We start from the raw sequence: 18,350 nt of genomic DNA, 5'->3' as shown, positions 1-18,350 counted from the left end.
GAACGGACCGGCTGTTGGGTCAACCCCACCGATCGATCACGTCGGCGACGGACTCCCCGGCGGCCAGCGCCGCCATCAGCAGGATCCGGGCCTGCGGCGGGCGCAGTCGCGGCACCATCACCGCTCCCGCATCCACCAGGGCGCGGCCCGGACCGTAGTCCGCGGTGACCCGCCCGGCCGGAACGCGGCTGGATACCGCGACCGCCAGGCCGGCGCGGCAATGCCGTCGCACCGCGTCGACCAGCGCCGACGGCGCGTTGCCGGATCCGAGTCCGGCCAGCACCACGCCGCGGGCACCGGCGGCCGCGTAGGCGTCCAGTGCGACACCGTCGGCGCCCCCGTACAGCGCGACGACGTCCACTCGTGGGACGGTGGCCGGTATGCCCAGGTAGGGCCGGGTCTTGGCCGCCGTCAGCGTGACGCGGCCGTCGGTGACCGTGCCCACCGGATCCCCGGCGAAGCCGGTCAGACCGGTCAGCGTCACCTTCTGCAGGCCCAGCGGTGCCAGCACCTGTCCGGCGAAGCAGAGCAGCACCCCCAGTCCCCGCGCCGCCGGGTCCGCGGCCAGGGCCAGGGCGTCGCGCAGATTCCCCGGGCCGTCGGCGTCGGGGGCGTCGGCGCTGCGCTGCGCCCCGGTCAGCACCACCGGCGCGTCGCCGTCGTAGCCCAGTTCGAGCCAGAGCGCACCTTCCTCGCAGGTGTCGGTGCCGTGGGTGACCACCACCCCGTCGGCGCCGCCGGCCACCGCGGCACGTACCGCGGTGAGGATCTGCGTCCAGTCGGCCGGGCCCAGTTCCGCACTGTCCCGTGACATCAGATCCACCACGGTGACGTCGGCACCGGGTGTTCCGGTGAGCAGATCGGCTCCGCTTCGGGCCGGTCGCAGCGTCCCGTCGTCGTCGGTGCTGCAGGAGATGGTCCCGCCGGTGGTGATGACGGTGATGCTGGTGGACACCATGCCGCGATCATGCCGCACTCGGGTTAAGGGATGATGGTGGCGTGACTGAGGAGACAACCGACTCGACCGAGCCGGAGGTGGCCCCGGAACCGGAGTCGGCGGCTCCGTCCCGGCGACTGGGCCTGCTGCTGTCGGTGGCCGCGGTCGTCCTGATCACCGATGTCGTCACCAAGGTGCTCGCGGTGAAGATGCTGACCCCCGGCCAGCCCGTGTCGATCATCGGCGACACGGTGACCTGGACGTTGGTCCGCAACTCCGGTGCCGCCTTCTCGATGGCCACCAGCTACACCTGGGTGCTGACGCTGATCGCCAGCGCGGTGGTGCTGGGGATCATCTGGATGTCGCGCCGACTGGTGTCGCCGTGGTGGGCGATCGGGTTGGGCATGATTCTCGGCGGGGCGCTCGGAAACCTGGTGGACCGGTTCTTCCGGGCACCCGGCCATCTACAGGGCCATGTCGTCGACTTCCTGTCGATCGGCTGGTGGCCGGTGTTCAACGTCGCCGATCCCGCGGTGGTGGGCGGCGCGATCCTGCTGGTCGCGCTGTCGGTGTTCGGATACGACTTCGATGCGGTGGGGCGCCGTCGCGTCGAGGCCGGTGAGCAACCCTGATGCGGCTGTGACGGAGCGATCCATGCCGGTCCCGGAGGGGCTGGCCGGCATGCGGGTGGACGCCGGACTGGCCCGGCTGCTGGGGCTGTCGCGGACCGCCGCGGCGACCATGGCCGAAAACGGCGATGTGGAGGTCGACGGCGTGCCCGTCGGCAAATCCGACCGGCTGATCGCCGGCGCGTGGCTGCAGGTGCGACTGCCGCAGGCGCCACCGCCCCTGGAAAACACCCCGACCGAGATCGAGGGCATGGCGATCCTGTACTCGGACGCCGACATCGTCGCGGTCGACAAGCCGGCCGGGGTGGCTGCCCACGCCTCGGTGGGATGGAGCGGCCCCACGGTGCTCGGGGGTCTGGCCGCCGCGGGCTATCGGATCACCACCTCGGGGGTTCCCGAGCGTCAAGGCATCGTGCACCGCCTGGACGTCGGCACCTCCGGCGTCATGGTGGTGGCGATCTCCGAACGGGCCTACACCTCGCTCAAGCGTGCCTTCAAGGCGCGCACCGTCGAGAAGCGCTATCACGCGCTGGTGCAGGGCCATCCCGACCCGTCCAGCGGAACCATCGACGCACCCATCGGCCGCCACCACGGGCCAGACTGGAAATTCGCGGTCACCGCCGATGGGCGGCACAGCATCACCCACTACGACACGGTCGAGGCGTTCGTCGCCGCCAGTCTGCTCGACGTGCATCTGGAGACCGGGCGCACCCATCAGATCCGGGTGCATTTCTCCGCGCTGCGGCATCCCTGCTGCGGTGATCTCACCTACGGTGCGGATCCGACGCTGGCGCGCAAACTGGGGCTGGAACGCCAGTGGCTGCACGCTCGTTCACTGGCGTTCGCCCATCCCGCGGACGGCCGACGCGTCGAAATCACCAGCGAATACCCGGATGACCTCAGACACGCATTGGACGTCCTACGGCGTTGATGCTGCACCAGGGCGCGGGTTGCCCGCACTTGTACGCCCTGGAGGCAGTGTCAACGGGGGTGGTCAGGCGTCGTCGGCGGGCTTCGACGACTTCGGCGGCCGGATCTTGAACGAGATGCGCAGCTTGGTGCGGTAGACGATCCCGCCCTTCTCGTCGAGGGTGAGATCCTGCTCGACGACCTGGGCGACGCGGATGTCGTCGATGGTCTGCTTGGCCCGGTGCACCGCCTCGGCCGCGGCGTTCTCCCAGGACGAGGGACTCGTCCCGATGATGTCGATCACCCGGTACACGCTCATGTATGACTCTCCTCCGCTTCAGCCGAACCTCAACGTAGTCCACCGCGGCGGCCGCTGTCCCGGGAAACGACAGCGCCAAAGACACGGTTGACGACACGCCCGGGAACCGTCGGTGCGCAGTCCTAGACTGGCGGACCTATGGACAGTTCATCGTCGCGGTCCTTCGTGCACCTGCATAACCACACCGAGTACTCGATGCTCGACGGCGCGGCGAAGATCGCCCCGATGCTGGCCGAGGCGCAGCGTCTCGAGATGCCGGCGATCGGCATGACCGACCACGGAAACATGTTCGGCGCCAGTGAGTTCTACAACGCGGCGACCAAGGCCGGCATCAAGCCGATCATCGGCGTCGAGGCCTACATCGCGCCGGCTTCTCGTTTCGACACCCGCCGAATCCACTGGGGCGACCCGGGCCAGAAGAGCGACGACGTCTCCGGCGGCGGTTCCTACACACACATGACCATGGTCGCCGAGAACGCGACCGGGTTGCGCAACCTGTTCAAGCTGTCCTCGCTGGCATCCTTTGAAGGCCAGCTCGGCAAGTGGTCGCGGATGGATGCCGAGATCATCGCCGAACACTCCGCGGGCATCATCGCCACCACCGGCTGCCCGTCGGGGGAGGTGCAGACCCGACTGCGGCTGGGCCAGGACCGTGAGGCGCTGGAATCGGCGGCCAAATGGCGGGAGATCTTCGGCCCGGAGAACTATTTCCTGGAGGTGATGGACCACGGGTTGTCCATCGAACGCCGGGTCCGCGAGGGGCTGCTGGAGGTCGGCCGCAAACTCGGCATCCCGACATTGGCCACCAACGACTGCCACTACGTCACCCGCGACGCCTCGCAGAATCACGAGGCGCTGCTGTGCATCCAGACCGGCAAGACGCTGTCGGATCCCACCCGGTTCAAGTTCGACGGGGACGGCTACTACCTCAAGTCGGCCGCCGAGATGCGGGCGCTGTGGGACGACGAGCTGCCCGACGCCTGCGATTCGACGCTGCTGATCGCCGAGCGGGTGCAGTCCTACGCCGACGTGTGGGCCCCCCGTGACCGGATGCCGGTGTTCCCGGTGCCCGACGGCCACGATCAGGGTTCCTGGCTGCGACACGAGGTGAAGGCGGGGCTGGAGCGACGCTTTCCGGGGGGTGTGCCGCAGGAGTACACCGATCGGGCCGCCTACGAGATCGACGTCATCTGCGGCAAGGGCTTCCCCTCCTACTTCCTGATCGTGGCGGACCTGATCAGTTATGCGCGTTCGATCAACATCCGGGTCGGCCCGGGCCGTGGGTCGGCGGCCGGCTCACTGGTGGCCTACGCGCTGAACATCACCAATATCGACCCCATCCCGCACGGGCTGCTGTTCGAACGGTTCCTGAACCCGGAACGCCCGTCGGCTCCCGATATCGACATCGACTTCGACGACCGCCGACGCGGCGAGATGGTGCGGTACGCCGCCGAGCGGTGGGGCAGCGACCGGGTCGCACAGGTGATCACCTTCGGCACCATTAAGACCAAAGCCGCGCTGAAGGATTCGGCACGCGTGCATTACGGCCAGCCGGGTTACGCGATCGCCGACCGGATCACCAAGGCGCTACCGCCGCCGATCATGGCCAAGGACATCCCGCTGTCGGGGATCACCGACCCCAACCACGAGCGGTACAAGGAAGCCGCCGAGGTCCGCGGGCTGATCGACACCGATCCCGACGTGCGCACCATCTACGAGACGGCGCGGGGGCTGGAGGGCCTGGTCCGCAACGCCGGCGTGCACGCCTGCGCGGTGATCATGAGTTCCGAGCCGCTGATCGACGCGATCCCGTTGTGGAAGCGGCCGCAGGACGGCGCGATCATCACCGGCTGGGACTACCCGTCGTGTGAAGAAATCGGCCTGCTGAAGATGGACTTCCTGGGCCTGCGCAACCTGACGATCATCGGCGACTGCCTGGAGAACATCAAGGCCAACCGTGGTATCGACCTGGACCTGGACACCCTGCCGTTCGATGATCCGGCCACCTACGAGTTGCTGGGGCGCGGCGACACCCTGGGGGTGTTCCAGCTCGACGGCGGCCCGATGCGCGACCTGCTGCGCCGCATGCAGCCCACCGAGTTCAACGACATCGTCGCGGTGCTGGCGCTGTACCGGCCCGGTCCGATGGGCATGAACGCCCACAACGACTACGCGGACCGGAAGAACGGCCGGCAGGCCATCAAACCGATCCATCCCGAACTCGAGGAGCCGCTGCGCGACATCTTGTCGGAGACCTACGGCCTGATCGTCTACCAAGAGCAGATCATGTTCATCGCCCAGAAGGTCGCCTCCTACACGATGGGCAAGGCCGACGCGCTGCGTAAGGCCATGGGCAAGAAGAAGCTCGAAGTGCTCGAGGCCGAGTACAAGGGCTTCTATGAGGGCATGACCGCCAACGGTTTCTCCGAGAAGGCGGTGAAGGCGTTGTGGGACACCATCCTTCCGTTCGCCGGCTACGCCTTCAACAAGTCGCATGCCGCCGGCTACGGCCTGGTGTCCTACTGGACGGCCTACCTGAAGGCCAACTACCCGGCCGAGTACATGGCCGGGCTGCTCACCTCGGTCGGCGACGACAAGGACAAGGCCGCGGTGTATCTGGCCGACTGCCGGCGGTTGGGTATCACCGTGCTGCCGCCCGATGTGAACGCCTCCGAGCTGAACTTCGCATCGGTGGGCCAGGACATCCGTTACGGGTTGGGAGCGGTGCGCAACGTCGGTGCCAACGTCGTCGGCTCGCTCATCGCGACCCGAACCGAAAAAGGCCAGTTCACCGATTTCTCCGACTACCTCAACAAGATCGACATCGCGGCCTGCAACAAGAAGGTCACCGAATCGCTGATCAAGGCCGGGGCGTTCGACTCGCTCGGCCATCCCCGTAAGGGACTGTTTCTGGTGCACACCGATGCGGTCGACCAGGTGCTCGGCACCAAGAAGGCCGAGGCGGTCGGACAGTTCGACCTGTTCGGCGGGGGCGACGGCGACAGTTCCGGAGCCGACGCGGTGTTCGGCATCAAGGTCCCCGACGAAGAGTGGCCCGACAAACACAAGCTGGCGCTGGAACGCGAGATGCTGGGTCTTTACGTCTCCGGGCATCCCCTCAACGGCATCGCGCATCTGTTGGCCGCCCAGGTCGATACCCAGATCCCGGCGATCCTGGAGGGCGATGTCGCCGACGGGACGCAGGTGCGGGTGGGCGGCATCCTGGCGTCGGTGAACCGCCGGGTCAACAAGAACGGCCTGCCGTGGGCCTCGGCGCAGTTGGAGGACCTCACCGGTGGCATCGAGGTGATGTTCTTCCCGCAGACCTATTCGGCGTACGGCGCCGACGTCGCCGACGACGCCGTGGTGCTGGTCAGTGCCAAGGTGAACATCCGCGACGACCGGCTCTCCCTGATCGCCAACGAGCTGGTGGTGCCCGACTTCACCAGCAACGCCGCGGATCGGCCGCTGGCCGTCAGTCTGCCGACCCGGCAATGCACCATGGACAAGGTCAGTGCGCTCAAGCAGGTGTTGACCCGGCATCCCGGCACCGCGCAGGTGCAGCTGCGGCTGATCAGCGGGGAGCGCATCACGGTGTTGGAGCTCGATCCGTCACTGCGGGTGACACCGTCCTCGGCACTTATGGGCGATCTGAAGGCTTTGCTGGGTCCGGGTTGTCTGGGCGGTTGAGATCGCCTGACGTAACCTTCGGAACTTATGCGTTTCACAGCTAAGCGGCGGTCAAACCTCAGTCGTAAGTTCGCTTATTGCGTGGGGTAATGCCCCGCTTCGGGGGTGTGGCCGGATGTCGGGACACTGAGCGAGCCGTGGCTCCGGCCGCCTGTGCGGCGCATCCGGGTCCGCTGTTTGCTGACGGATCGGCAACCGGTTATCCCATCTGACCTGCCGATTAAGTGAAAAATTGTTTCGAATTGCGACTTCGCATAGACCGTGTATGGTCTGAGGATTCGCGGACCGAAGCACGCTCCGGGGGAGCGTGCTCCGCGGCCCGGCAGCCCTGACTGAGAAACCTCAAGTTTTACCAAAGGTTTAAATCAATTTAGGATGTCGATCAGATAACACTGGAGTAACGTCTGAGCATCGGGGGGACACCGTTACGCATGTGCAACAACAACACGGAGGCAGTCATGTGGGATCCGCGTCGTCTTTTGACCCTGCTCGGGGTGGGCGCCGCCGCTGCGGTTACCGCACTCGTGCTGCCGATGTCGGCCGCGCAGGCCGCGCCCGGACCGATACCGGGCTGGGGTGAAGGCCCCTTCGAGACCTGCAACGGGGCGGTCTGCATGGTGATGGAGCCGCTGACCCGGGAGAGCCTGGAGAACTGGTCGTACGAGGGGATTCGGCCGTTCATCACCGACTGGAAGGGCGAGCAGCTCTACAACATCGAGTACACGCCGGAGGGCTCGGAGGAGTCCACGCTGGCCGGCAGCTACAACATCCAGATCGAAGACTTCTGGAACTCGTTCTTCTCCAGCTCGGCCTACCAGTTCGGTGATTTCGTGGCCAACCCCGACCTGGCGGAAGCCTTGGACCCGATGCTGCTGGGCAACTTCGGCTACCTGTCGGGATCGTCGATCTACGAGGTCACCATCGGTGACTTCACCAACCTGACGATGAACGGCATCGGGCCCCACGACATGAACTACTGGGTGATGTCCTTCGGTGACCTGACCTACACCGTGGCCACCGACCCGAACAACTTCGCCTCGGCGGGCTACTTCCAGACCGGTGACGACGACCCGATTCAGCTGTGGAACAGCCTGTGGCATCCGTGGGCGCCGGGCGTGCCGGACTACCTGATCCCGAACGATCCGTTCGCCGAACTCGATTTCGACCCGGCCGACTTCTTCGATTCGGACGCGCTGGCCTGGTTCTGACCGGCGTCAGAACTTGTAGCGCAACACCCGGGCTCTGCCGGCCACCGACTTGAACCGGCCGGCAACCCGGGTCATAGCGCGGGCGGGTCCGGGAAACGCATCGACTTCCGCGGCATGCGCCAGGCAGGCCTGTTCGACCAGCCGAAGGCGCGGTTCCCAGCGCTGCGGGGTCCGCGGATCGGTGAACCCCGGATTGGCCCACACATGGCGCAGCACGCTGAACATGCCACGCGGAGCCAGCTTCATCGACAACGAACTCAGCGGCCCGACCCGGCCGTAGTCGTTGAAGAGCAACTCACCGGTCCCGAAGTGATCGACGGCATGGCCGAGCAGGGCGATGACCTGGGGTTCGGACAGGAACGCGAACAGGCCGTCGGCCAGCAGCAGGGTCGGCCGACCGGCCGGGATCGCCGCCGTCCAGTCGCTGCCGGTCAGATCTGCGGCGATCGGATGCTCCGGCGCCTGCGTGGGCACCACCTCGGCACGCAATGTCATCACCCGCGGCAGGTCGATGCTGAACCAGTCGACGCCGGCCGGCGGCTGCACCCGGGCCAACGGTTCGTTGAGTCCGGCGCCGAGGTCGACCACCACCGCCTCCGGGTTCGCGGTGGTGTAGGCCCGCACCCGGTCGTCGAGCATCTTGGCGCGCAAAGCGGTCTGCCGCACCACACTCGCCGGTATCCGGAACGCGGCGAAGTCGTAGTCGATCAAGCCGACCACCCGTTCGGAGAACTCGTCGCCGAGGATCGGGGCGGGCGAGCGGTAGTCGAGCGCCCGGGCATAGGCGGTCAGGAACGCTGTCTGCTCGACCAGGCTGAACTCGGTGACGGCAATCGACATGGCCTCACCGTAGGCGATGGCGGCCGCGCAAACCCGTGTCACGGCCGGAGCGGCGCCGCTAACGTCAGCGGCATGGAATCGTTGGAGTCCACCACGATCGAGGTGACAGCGGACGGAGCCCGCGGCGCGATCACCCTGAACCGCCCGGAGAAGCTCAACCCGCTGAGCACGGTGGCGCTCGAGGAACTGGTGGCGGCGGCCCGCTGGTTCGACGCGCGGCCAACGGTCAAGGTCGTGGTGGTGTCCGGCAACGGCCGGGCGTTCTCGGCGGGTGCGGATCTGGCGGCCTTCGCGGCGGCCGCAGACGGTGCCGGGGCGATCCGGGAGGCGGCGGACGCCGGACGGCGGATGGCCGAAGCAGTCGAGGCCATGCGGGCGGTCACCGTGGCCCGTCTGCACGGCCATTGCATCGGGGGCGGGGTGGTGTTGGCCGCGGCCTGCGACTTGCGGGTGGCCGCCGACGACACCCGGTTCTCGATCCCGGAGGTCGATCTCGGCATCCCCTTGGCCTGGGGCGGCATCCCGCGGCTGGTCCGGGAGATCGGTCCGGCGCTGACCAAGGAACTGGTGATGACCTGCCGCCCGTTCGGTGCCGCGGAGGCGAAAGCGGCCGGATTCCTCAACCGGGTGGTTCCCGCGGCCGAGCTCGACGCCGAAGTCGAGGAACTGGTGGGCGGCCTGGCCGGCAGATCCGCCCTCACCCTGGGGGGCACCAAACGCCAGGTCAATGCGGTGACCGAGGGAATGGTGGTGACCGCTCGTAGTTGGAACGACGCCGACGCGCTGGTCACGGCGGTGCACGACGCCGAATCGCAGGCCTGCGCGATGGCGTATCTGGAACGGATCAGTCGCCGCTGAGGCGGCAGAGAGCAGGAGGAATCTCCATGACGGGAACACCGCCGCCGGCAACCCTGTGCGAGGCGTTTCAACGCACCAGTGCCATCGATCCCGACGCGGTGGCCGTCCGTACCGTCGGTGATGGTCAGACGCTCACCTGGCGCGACTACGCCGAGCAGGTGCGCGGGGTCGCGGCGGGGTTGGCCGGCCTCGGGGTACGGCGCGGCGACACGGTGTCGCTGATGATGTCCAACCGCGTGGAGTTCTATCCGCTGGAAGTCGGCGCCCAGCATGCGGGCGCCACCTCGTTCTCGGTGTACAACACTCTGCCGCCCGAGCAGATCGGTTATCTGCTGGGCAATGCCGGGACCAAGGTCATGATCTGCGAGGCCGCCTACGTCGACACGATCCGCGCCAGCGGTGCGGCGGTCGACCACATCGTGTGCGTGGACGGGCAGCCGGCAGGCACCCTGTCGGTCGCCGACCTGTTGGCCGCTGCTCCCGACGATTTCGACTTCGAAGGCACCTGGCGTGCGGTGGAACCCGATGATGTGGTCACCCTGATCTACACCTCCGGCACCACCGGCCTGCCCAAGGGGGTGGAGATGACTCACACCAACCTGCTGTTCGAGGCGGCCGCCCTCGACGCGGTGCTGGGAGTGCGCTTCGGCGACCGGATCACCTCCTACCTGCCGTCGGCGCACATCGCCGACCGGGCGATGGCGCTGTACAACCAAGAGATCGCCGGGGTGCAGGTCACCGTGGTGCCCGACGTCCGCCAGATCGGCGCGGCACTGTCGGATGTGCGGCCCACGATTTGGGGTGCGGTGCCGCGGGTCTGGGAGAAGCTCAAGGCGGCAACCGAATTCGCCGTCGCCGCGGAAGCCGATGAGAACCGGCGGGCCGCGTTGCAGTGGGCGCTCGGGGTGGGGGCGAAGCGGTCGGAGGCGCTGCTGGCCGGCGAACCGGTTTCCGAGTCCGTGGCAGCGGAATGGGCGCAGGCCGACGAACTGGTGTTATCGAAGCTGCGGGCGAAGCTGGGGTTGGACGAGTTGCGGTGGGCGGTGTCGGGTGCGGCGCCGATTCCCAAGGAGACCCTGGGTTTCTTCGCCGGCATCGGGATCCCGATCTGCGAGGTATGGGGGATGTCGGAACTGAGCTGTGTGGCCTCGACCGCGCACCCACGGGACGCCCGGCTCGGGACCGTCGGAAAACTGTTGCCCGGTTTGGAGGGCCGCATCGCCGACGACGGCGAATTCCTGGTGCGCGGGCCACTGGTGATGCGGGGCTACCGCAAGGAACCCGAGAAGACCGCCGAAGCGGTCGACGCCGACGGCTGGCTGCACACCGGTGACATCCTCGAGCAGGACGCCGACGGCTACCTGCGCGTGGTGGACCGCAAGAAGGAGCTCATCATCAATGCGGCGGGGAAGAACATGTCCCCGGCCAATATCGAGAACGCGGTGCTGGCGTCGTGCCCGATGATCGGGGCCATGGTCACCATCGGCGATTCCCGGCCCTACAACACCGCGTTGATGGTGTTCGACGCCGACTCGGTGGCGCCCTATGCGGCTGCCCACGGGGTGGCGGAGGCGACGCCGGAAGCGTTGGCCGCCGACCCCGGGGTGATCGCCGCGATCGCGGCCGGCGTGGCCGAGGGCAATGCCAAGCTGTCCCGGGTAGAACAGATCAAGCGTTTCCGGGTGTTGCCGCAGTTGTGGGAGCCCGGCGGTGAGGAGGTGACCCTCACGATGAAGCTGAAACGGCGGCCCATCGCCGCGAAGTACGCCGCCGAGATCGAGGGCCTCTATGCCGCCGATCCCGATCCCGCGGTGCACGAGCCGTCGCCGTAACCGACCGCGGGCCGGCTCAGGAGAGCCTCACCGCCAGCGTGAGCCAGGTGGCGGTGCAGACGCCCGCCGCGCTCAGCACCGCGGCCGCGGCGCTGGATGTGAGGGCACCCACCCCCAACAGCGTGATCAGCCCGACGGCCAGGGCCACCAGTTTGTAGGCCGGCCACGGCACACCTGCGATGGCGACGTATCGCCCGGGAGGTTCTGCGGTGGACATGGGATTAACGGTAGTCGACAACCGATTGTTGGGCTAGCCGAAATCTCCTGGTCGGGTGGGTCGGCGCGGGTGCCCGGCTAGGCTGGTGGCCATGCCTCTGAGCGGAGAATACGAACCCAGCCCCATCGACTTCCCCCGAGAGCACGTCGAGAGGATCGTCTCCTCGGGCGGCACCGAAGGCACCGAGTTGAAGGGCAAACCGGTCGTCATTCTGACCACGGTGGGCGCCAAGACCGGCAAGCTGCGCAAGATCCCGCTGATGCGCGTAGAGCACGACGGCCGGTACGCGGTGGTGGCCTCGCTCGGCGGCGCCCCGAAGAACCCGGTCTGGTACTACAACGTCGTCGCGAATCCGCGGGTCGAACTCCAGGACGGTCCCGCCGTCGGTGACTACGACGCCCGCGAGGTGTTCGGTGACGAGAAGGCGCTGTGGTGGGAGCGGGCCGTCGCCGCATGGCCGGACTATGCCGACTACCAGACCAAGACCGATCGTCCGATCCCGCTGTTCGTACTGACCCCGGTGGGCTGAACCCGCTGCTGGGTGACACCATATTGCGGTGTCCGCCGAACTGCGCCAGAACCCGAGTGGCCCCAACGCCGGCCCGTCGAAGACCCCGCCGCCGGGGACTTTGACCGCGGCCGATATCGATGCGTCGGCCAAGCGGATCGCCGGGGTGGTCGCACGCACCCCGCTGCAGCACAGCGACCGCCTTTCGGCGTTGACCGGCGCCGAGGTGTACTTCAAACGCGAGGATCTGCAGTCGGTGCGGTCCTACAAGCTGCGCGGTGCCTACAACCTGTTGGTGCAGCTCAGCGAGCGGGAGCTGGCCGCGGGCGTGGTCTGTTCGTCGGCCGGTAACCATGCGCAGGGCTTCGCCTACGCCTGCCGCACGCTCGGCGTCCACGGCCGGGTGTACGTGCCGGCCAAGACCCCGAAGCAGAAGCGTGATCGCATCCGGTATCACGGTGGGGAATTCATCGAGCTGATCGTCGGTGGGGCGACCTACGACATGGCCGCCGAGGCCGCGCAGGCCGATGTCGAGCGCACCGGTGCAACCCTGGTGCCGCCCTACGACGACCTGCGGACGATGGCCGGGCAGGGCACCATCGCCGTGGAGATCCTCGAACAGCTCGGCAGCGAACCGGATCTGGTGATCGTCCCGGTCGGCGGCGGGGGTTGCATCTCCGGCATCACGACATACCTGGCGGAGCGGACCACCGGCAGTGCCGTACTGGGAGTCGAACCGGCCGGTGCCGCATCGATGATGGCCGCGCTGACCGCCGGCGAGCTGGTGACCCTGGATCATGTCGACCAGTTCGTCGACGGCGCGGCGGTCAAACGGGCCGGGGCACTGCCCTATGCGGTCATGGCCGGCGCCGGCGACATGGTCTCGGTGACCACCGTCGACGAAGGCGCGGTCTGCACCGCGATGCTGGACCTCTACCAGAACGAGGGGATCATCGCCGAGCCCGCGGGCGCCCTGTCGGTGGCCGCACTGCTGGAGGCGGAGATCACCCCGGGCTCGACGGTGGTGTGCCTGATCTCCGGTGGCAACAACGACGTCTCCCGGTACGGCGAGATCTTGGAGCGCTCGCTGGTGCATCTGGGCCTCAAGCACTATTTCCTGGTCGACTTCCCGCAGGAGCCCGGTGCGCTACGGCGCTTCCTCGACGAGGTGCTCGGGCCCGGCGACGACATCACCCTGTTCGAATACGTCAAACGCAACAACCGGGACACCGGGGAGGCGTTGGTCGGTATACAGCTGAGTTCCGCGGCAGACCTCGACGGGCTGTTGGCGCGGATGCGCAGTTCGGAACTGCACGTCGAAACCCTCGACCCGGGTTCGGCGGCGTATCGCTATCTGCTCTGAGCGCGGGCCGGGATCGGCTGCGCGGCTGCCCAGCGCACCCGGGCACAGGCCCGTCAACTCGCTGCTGGCAACGCGGCACACAGCATTTCGTCGTTCGCTCGGAATATCGGCTCCAGCGGAACGTCGAAGCGTGTCGCCACCTCCGTCAGCTGCTTCGCCCACACCCGATCAGCCGCCGAGACACCACCTTGGCCGGGACCGGCTAAGAGCAGAGCCACGGTGGTCCCCGCCGGCAATATGCCGTCGAGCACGGTCTGCAGCCCCGACATCAGGTCTTTGAGCAGGCGAGACTGCGGCCGAGGCCCGATCGGTATGCGGTCGTAGATTTTGAGAAAGCACCGTTCGGGGCCGATGAAGCAGCACCAGAGCGCTCGTTCGCCGAATCCCAGTGGCCCCATCAATGCCCGCCATCGTTGCCGAAGATCAGAAAGCGAGTGAATCGGGTCGTTGGCGGTTTCGATCCTCGGGATCGCCTCGCAGTGTCGATGGTCCATGTCCAGCATCATCGCGGTGTTGTGCCGTCGCCGTATTCGACCATCCACAGGCTCGCCGATGCCCCTGCTGGCCGACGATCATGTCGTCCGCACGTTCCAGCAGCACCCCGGGCAGCTCGGCGAACAACTCCGCGGCAGCGGTGCCCCCCGACCAGCTCCGACCGGTCAATCGATCGGACCACTGCCCCTCGGGAAGGATGAGTTCGGTTGTACCCCAACCGGTTTGGCCCAACCGCACCGTCCAGCGGGCCACCGCCACCAGGACGTCGTCGCCACGCCGGAACGCCACCACGTGCTCGGCCGCCGGACCCGCCGCCCACACCGGCCGATAGTCACCGCGCAAGAACGTCTTTGGGCGGTCCCAGCGCAGTTGCAGTGCGGTGTGCACGATCCGCATCTTGGGGTGTCGCAGTGCGCTCAGCGCGGCACGGCGGGCGGCGAAGTCGACCGGTCGGCGGTTGTCGGGGTCGGTGAGGCTGTCCTCCCAAAATTCGGAGCCCTGATACACGTCGGGCACGCCGGGTACGGTCAGCGCCAGCAGCTTCTGGGCCAGCGCATCACTGCGGGCATGCGGTTCCGCGATGCCGGCCAAGTCGGTCAGCTCTTGGGCGATCGGGCCGTCGAACACAGCATCGAGCCAATCGGCGACGGCCTGTTCGAAGACCGTGTCGGGATCGTGCCAGGAGGTATGGCGGCCCGCCTCGCGGATCGCCTTGCGGGTGTAGGCGTGTAGCCGATGCCGCAGCGTCGCGGTGACGGGTCCGTCCGCGGGCCATATCCCGAAGATGTTCTGCCACAGGAATAATCCGGTAGCCGGATCGGGGCAGGGCAGCCGCTCCTGCCAGCTTCGCATGGCCTCGGACCACCGATCGGCGAGCTGCGAGAGCACTGCGATCCGGGCCCGGACATCCTCGCCGCGCAGGGTGTCGTGGGTGGACAGCGTGGTCATCGCATGCGGGTGATGTCGCACCCGGGTACCGGACCAGGCGTGGAATTCCGCGACCGTGCATCCAAAGCGGCCGGGCTCACCGCCGAACTCGTTCAACGACACCAGCCGGGGGTCCCGATGGAACAGCCGGGCTTCGGCGGCCCCGGCGACCACCGTCACGCACAGCTGCTGAAGCCGTATTGCGGCGTCGCCACCGTCGGCCACCGCCGCCCCGATGGCGTCCAGGGCGGTGGCGAGTTCCGGTTCGGCCGCCGCGGTCTCGACGATGGCCTGCGCCAGGATCGGCTCGGTCGGGGTGTAGTCGCAGCGGTACACGCCGATCCGGCTCAACAGCGCGGCCAAAGCCTCGGCGAGGCGGGCATGTCCGGACCCGGTAGCCGCCGTGACGGCGCGCAGCACGCGGTCCATGTCGTTGTGCAGTGCCGCTGCGGTAGCCCTGCGCAGTGCGGAGATCGGCTCCACCGCGGCCGGGGCGGCGGACTCGGTCAGCGCCGACTGCCCGGCGGGATCGACGAACACCCCGCCGATCAACCGCAGCGCGTCGTAGCCGGTGGTTCCGGCGACCGGCAGCACCGGATCCAGGGCTTCACCGGCCGCCAGGTTCTTCTCGACCACGATCCAGGGCTCCGGCCCGACCAGCCGCCGAAGCCGACGCAGGTAGCCGACCGGGTCCGCCAAGCCGTCGAGGTGATCGATCCGGAGCCCGTCGACCAGGCCTTCGGTGCACCAGCGGGCCACCTCGCGGTGCGTCACCGCGAAGACCTCGGCGTCCTCCTGGCGCAACGCGGCCAGGGAGTTGATCGTCAGGAACCGACGGTAACCGCAGGCGCCACTGCGCCAGTCCACCAACCGGTAGTGCTGGCGGGCCAGCACCTCGGTGGGCGTTCCCGCCCCGGTCCCCGGAGCTATCGGCAGCACCAACCCGCCCAGTGCCAGGGTGTCGCCGTCGCACACCAGCGCAGCGAGATCCTGCCCGGAATCCAGGACCGGCAACACGATTCGCCCGGCATCGAAGTCCCAGTCGATGTCGAAGTAGTGCGCGAAAGGCGAGGAGGCGCCGTGCCGCAGCACATCCCACCACCAACGGTTCTGCGCGGGAACCTCGACACCGACATGGTTGGGCACGATGTCGACGATCAGGCCCATCCCTCGCGTGCGTGCCGCCGCCGCCAGCCGCGCCAGCCCCTCGGTCCCGCCCAGGTCGTCGGCGACCGTCGTCGGATCGGTGACGTCGTAGCCGTGACCGGATCCGGCGACCGCGGTCAGGATCGGGGACAGGTAGAGGTGTGAGATGCCCAGTGCGTCGAAGTAGCCCAGCAGTCTCTCGACGTCGTCGAACGTGCGTACGGCACCGCCGGGACCGCGCAACTGCAGCCGATAGGTCGACAACACCGGTGCCACGCTCGCAGCCATCAGCTCACCGACTCTTGCACAGCACGGTCAGCGAGCGCGGTGCCACGGTTACGGTCCGCCCGGCGTCGACCACCAGATCGGTGCCGCCGATGGGGTCGGCGGTATCGATCACCGCGGTCCAGACCTGCGCGTGGTCGCCGTCGGGCGTGACGAAGTCGACCGGGGTGTCGCCGGCGTTGAAGCACAGCAGGAAGGAATCGTCGACGATGCGCCGACCGCGGGCATCGGGTTCCGGCAGTGCGTCGCCGTTGAGGAAAACCATGATGCACCGGCCGAACTCACTGCCCCAGTCCTGTTGGGTCATCTCGTGACCGGCGGGGGTGAGCCAGGCGATGTCGTGGACCTCGTCGTCGCCGCAGATCGATCGGCCCTCGAAGAACCGGCGCCGTCGGAACACCGGGTGCGCGGCGCGCAGGGCGGTCATCCTCCGGGTGAATTCCAGTCGGTCGGCGTTGCGCTCGAGCAGCGACCAGTCCATCCAGGACAGCTCGGAGTCCTGGCAATAGACGTTGTTGTTGCCGTGTTGGGTACGGCCCATCTCGTCGCCGTGGGCGATCATCGGGGTGCCCTGGCTGATCAGCAGGGTGGCCATGATGTTGCGGATCTGGTGCTCACGCAAGGCCAGTACGGCGGGGTCGTCGGTGGGGCCTTCGACTCCACAGTTCCACGACCGGTTGTGCCGCTCGCCGTCGCGGTTGTCCTCGCCGTTGGCCTCGTTGTGTTTCTCGTTGTAGGACACCAGGTCCGCCAACGTGAACCCGTCGTGGCAGGTCACGAAGTTGATGCTCGCACTGGGCCGGCGTCCGGTCGCCTCGTACAGGTCCGAGGATCCGGTCAGCCGGGAGGCGAACTCCCCGAGGGTCTCCGGCTCGCCGCGCCAGTAATCGCGCACGGTGTCGCGGTACTTGCCGTTCCATTCGGTCCACAGGCCGGGGAAGTTGCCCACCTGGTAGCCGCCCTCGCCCACGTCCCAGGGTTCGGCGATCAGCTTCACCTGGCTGACCACCGGATCTTGTTGCACCAGGTCGAAGAACGCCGACAACCGGTCGACGTCGTGCAGTTCCCGGGCCAACGTGGCGGCCAGGTCGAAGCGGAACCCGTCGACGTGCATCTCGGTCACCCAGTAGCGCAGCGAATCCATGATCAGCTGCAGGGTGTGCGGATGCCGGGCGTTGAGACTGTTGCCGGTACCGGTGTAGTCGGTATAGCGGCGTCGATCGCCCTCGTCGAGACGGTAGTAGGCGGCGTTGTCGATACCCCGGAAGTTCAGTGTGGGACCGAGGTGGTCGCCTTCGGCGGTGTGGTTGTAGACCACGTCGAGGATCACTTCGATACCGGCCCGGTGAAACGCCTGCACCATGGACTTGAACTCGGCGACCGCCCCACCGGCCCGCCGGTCGGACGCGTACTCGTTGTGCGGGGCGAAGAATCCGAAGGTGTTGTACCCCCAGTAGTTTCGCAAACCCAGCTCCAGCAGGCGCTGATCGTGCAGGAACTGGTGGACCGGCATCAACTCGATCGCGGTCACGTTGAGCGACTGCAGGTGTTCGATGATCGCCGGGTGGGCCAAGCCGGCGTAGGTGCCGCGCAGGTCGGCCGGGATCCCCGGATGCGTCTGGGTCATGCCTTTGACGTGCGCCTCGTAGATGATCGTCTCGTGGTAGGGGGTCCGCGGTGACCGGTCGCCGGCCCAGTCGAAGCGGGGGTCGATCACCACGCTGGTCATGGTGTGCCCCAACGAATCGAGCGCCGGGGGAGCGGTTTCGCGATCCGGATCTGCCGGATCGAAGGAGAACAATTCCGGCCCGAAGTCGAAGTCGCCGTCGAAGGCCTTGCCGTAGGGATCCAGCAACAGCTTGCCGGGATCGCAGCGCCGGCCCGTCGCCGGGTCGAAGGGTCCGTGCACCCGGAATCCGTAGTGCTGTCCGGGCCCGACGCCGGGCAGATAGGCGTGCCAGACGTATCCGTCGACCTCGTCGAGGTCGATACGGGTCTCGGTTCGGCCGTCGTCGTCGATCAGGCAGAGTTCCACGTGCTCGGCGACTTCGGAGAAGACCGCGAAGTTCGTTCCGGCGTCGTCGTAGACCGCGCCGAGCGGGTAGGGGGTGCCGGGCCAGGCCCTGGGCGACTCAGCAGGCGACACCGCTCGACTTTAACCGCACCCGCAGCCTCGGCCGATGTGCG

General features: G+C 67.6%; 14 protein-coding genes and 1 pseudogene. 8 read left to right on the top strand and 7 right to left on the bottom strand.

Annotated elements, in window-relative coordinates; translation table 11 throughout:
• Positions 1–19: 19 nt before the first annotated feature.
• Entirely contained in the window at positions 20–958 is a 939-nt protein-coding gene (locus RCP38_RS10170; protein ID WP_308472865.1) for an asparaginase, read from the bottom strand.
• Between the two features lie 41 nt (positions 959–999).
• On the opposite strand from RCP38_RS10170, the gene lspA reads away from it, so the two are divergent.
• Positions 1,000–1,569: a signal peptidase II gene (gene lspA, locus RCP38_RS10165; RefSeq protein ID WP_308472864.1), complete on the top strand. Its 570-nt coding sequence runs from the start codon at positions 1,000–1,002 to the stop codon at positions 1,567–1,569.
• 7 nt (positions 1,570–1,576) lie between these two features.
• On the top strand, positions 1,577–2,497 hold the full coding sequence (locus tag RCP38_RS10160) for an RluA family pseudouridine synthase (protein ID WP_308472863.1): 921 nt from the start codon (positions 1,577–1,579) through the stop codon (positions 2,495–2,497).
• Positions 2,498–2,560: 63 nt separating this feature from the next.
• Here RCP38_RS10160 and RCP38_RS10155 read toward each other — a convergent pair whose 3' ends face one another.
• The gene (locus RCP38_RS10155; protein ID WP_308472862.1) at positions 2,561–2,794 is read right to left on the bottom strand and encodes a dodecin family protein; all 234 of its coding nucleotides are present in this window, start codon (positions 2,792–2,794) and stop codon (positions 2,561–2,563) included.
• Between the two features lie 138 nt (positions 2,795–2,932).
• Between RCP38_RS10155 and dnaE the strand changes: the two genes are divergently transcribed.
• Entirely contained in the window at positions 2,933–6,484 is a 3,552-nt protein-coding gene (gene dnaE, locus RCP38_RS10150) for a DNA polymerase III subunit alpha (protein WP_308472861.1), read from the top strand.
• A gap of 458 nt (positions 6,485–6,942) precedes the next feature.
• On the top strand, positions 6,943–7,692 hold the full coding sequence (locus RCP38_RS10145; protein ID WP_308472860.1) for a hypothetical protein: 750 nt from the start codon (positions 6,943–6,945) through the stop codon (positions 7,690–7,692).
• Positions 7,693–7,698: 6 nt separating this feature from the next.
• Here the strand turns inward: RCP38_RS10145 and RCP38_RS10140 are convergent, their stop codons facing one another.
• Positions 7,699–8,532 carry a class I SAM-dependent methyltransferase gene (locus RCP38_RS10140; protein WP_308472859.1) on the bottom strand — a complete coding sequence of 278 codons (834 nt, stop codon included), beginning with the start codon at positions 8,530–8,532 and terminating at the stop codon, positions 7,699–7,701.
• Between the two features lie 72 nt (positions 8,533–8,604).
• Between RCP38_RS10140 and RCP38_RS10135 the strand changes: the two genes are divergently transcribed.
• On the top strand, positions 8,605–9,390 hold the full coding sequence (locus RCP38_RS10135) for an enoyl-CoA hydratase/isomerase family protein (RefSeq protein ID WP_308472858.1): 786 nt from the start codon (positions 8,605–8,607) through the stop codon (positions 9,388–9,390).
• A 26-nt stretch (positions 9,391–9,416) separates the two neighbouring features.
• Positions 9,417–11,222: a fatty acid--CoA ligase FadD11 gene (gene fadD11 / locus RCP38_RS10130; RefSeq protein WP_308472857.1), complete on the top strand. Its 1,806-nt coding sequence runs from the start codon at positions 9,417–9,419 to the stop codon at positions 11,220–11,222.
• A gap of 16 nt (positions 11,223–11,238) precedes the next feature.
• Here fadD11 and RCP38_RS10125 read toward each other — a convergent pair whose 3' ends face one another.
• Positions 11,239–11,439 (bottom strand): hypothetical protein, encoded by a 201-nt coding sequence (locus RCP38_RS10125; protein WP_308472856.1) that lies wholly within the window; start codon positions 11,437–11,439, stop codon positions 11,239–11,241.
• A 91-nt stretch (positions 11,440–11,530) separates the two neighbouring features.
• Between RCP38_RS10125 and RCP38_RS10120 the strand changes: the two genes are divergently transcribed.
• A complete protein-coding gene (locus RCP38_RS10120) occupies positions 11,531–11,968 on the top strand; it encodes a nitroreductase family deazaflavin-dependent oxidoreductase (protein WP_308472855.1) in 438 nt (145 codons plus the stop codon).
• 28 nt (positions 11,969–11,996) lie between these two features.
• Entirely contained in the window at positions 11,997–13,310 is a 1,314-nt protein-coding gene (gene ilvA / locus RCP38_RS10115; RefSeq protein ID WP_373692334.1) for a threonine ammonia-lyase IlvA, read from the top strand.
• A 53-nt stretch (positions 13,311–13,363) separates the two neighbouring features.
• On the opposite strand, the gene RCP38_RS10110 is transcribed toward ilvA, so the two are convergent.
• From RCP38_RS10110 to glgX, 3 genes and pseudogenes are all read right to left on the bottom strand, one after another.
• Positions 13,364–13,816 carry a hypothetical protein gene (locus tag RCP38_RS10110; protein ID WP_308472854.1) on the bottom strand — a complete coding sequence of 151 codons (453 nt, stop codon included), beginning with the start codon at positions 13,814–13,816 and terminating at the stop codon, positions 13,364–13,366.
• Positions 13,817–13,886: 70 nt separating this feature from the next.
• Positions 13,887–16,166, bottom strand: a pseudogene (gene treY, locus RCP38_RS10105) (malto-oligosyltrehalose synthase); the annotation flags it as partial.
• A 4-nt stretch (positions 16,167–16,170) separates the two neighbouring features.
• Positions 16,171–18,309: a glycogen debranching protein GlgX gene (gene glgX, locus RCP38_RS10100; RefSeq protein ID WP_308472852.1), complete on the bottom strand. Its 2,139-nt coding sequence runs from the start codon at positions 18,307–18,309 to the stop codon at positions 16,171–16,173.
• Positions 18,310–18,350: the final 41 nt, after the last annotated feature.

Origin of the sequence: Mycolicibacter sp. MU0083, from assembly GCF_963378075.1 — a bacterium.
In the GTDB taxonomy this organism is placed as follows: Bacteria; Actinomycetota; Actinomycetes; order Mycobacteriales; family Mycobacteriaceae; genus Mycobacterium; species Mycobacterium kokjensenii.
The sequence above is the reverse complement of the archived record's forward strand: the minus strand, read 5'-3'. Positions and strand labels throughout refer to the sequence as shown.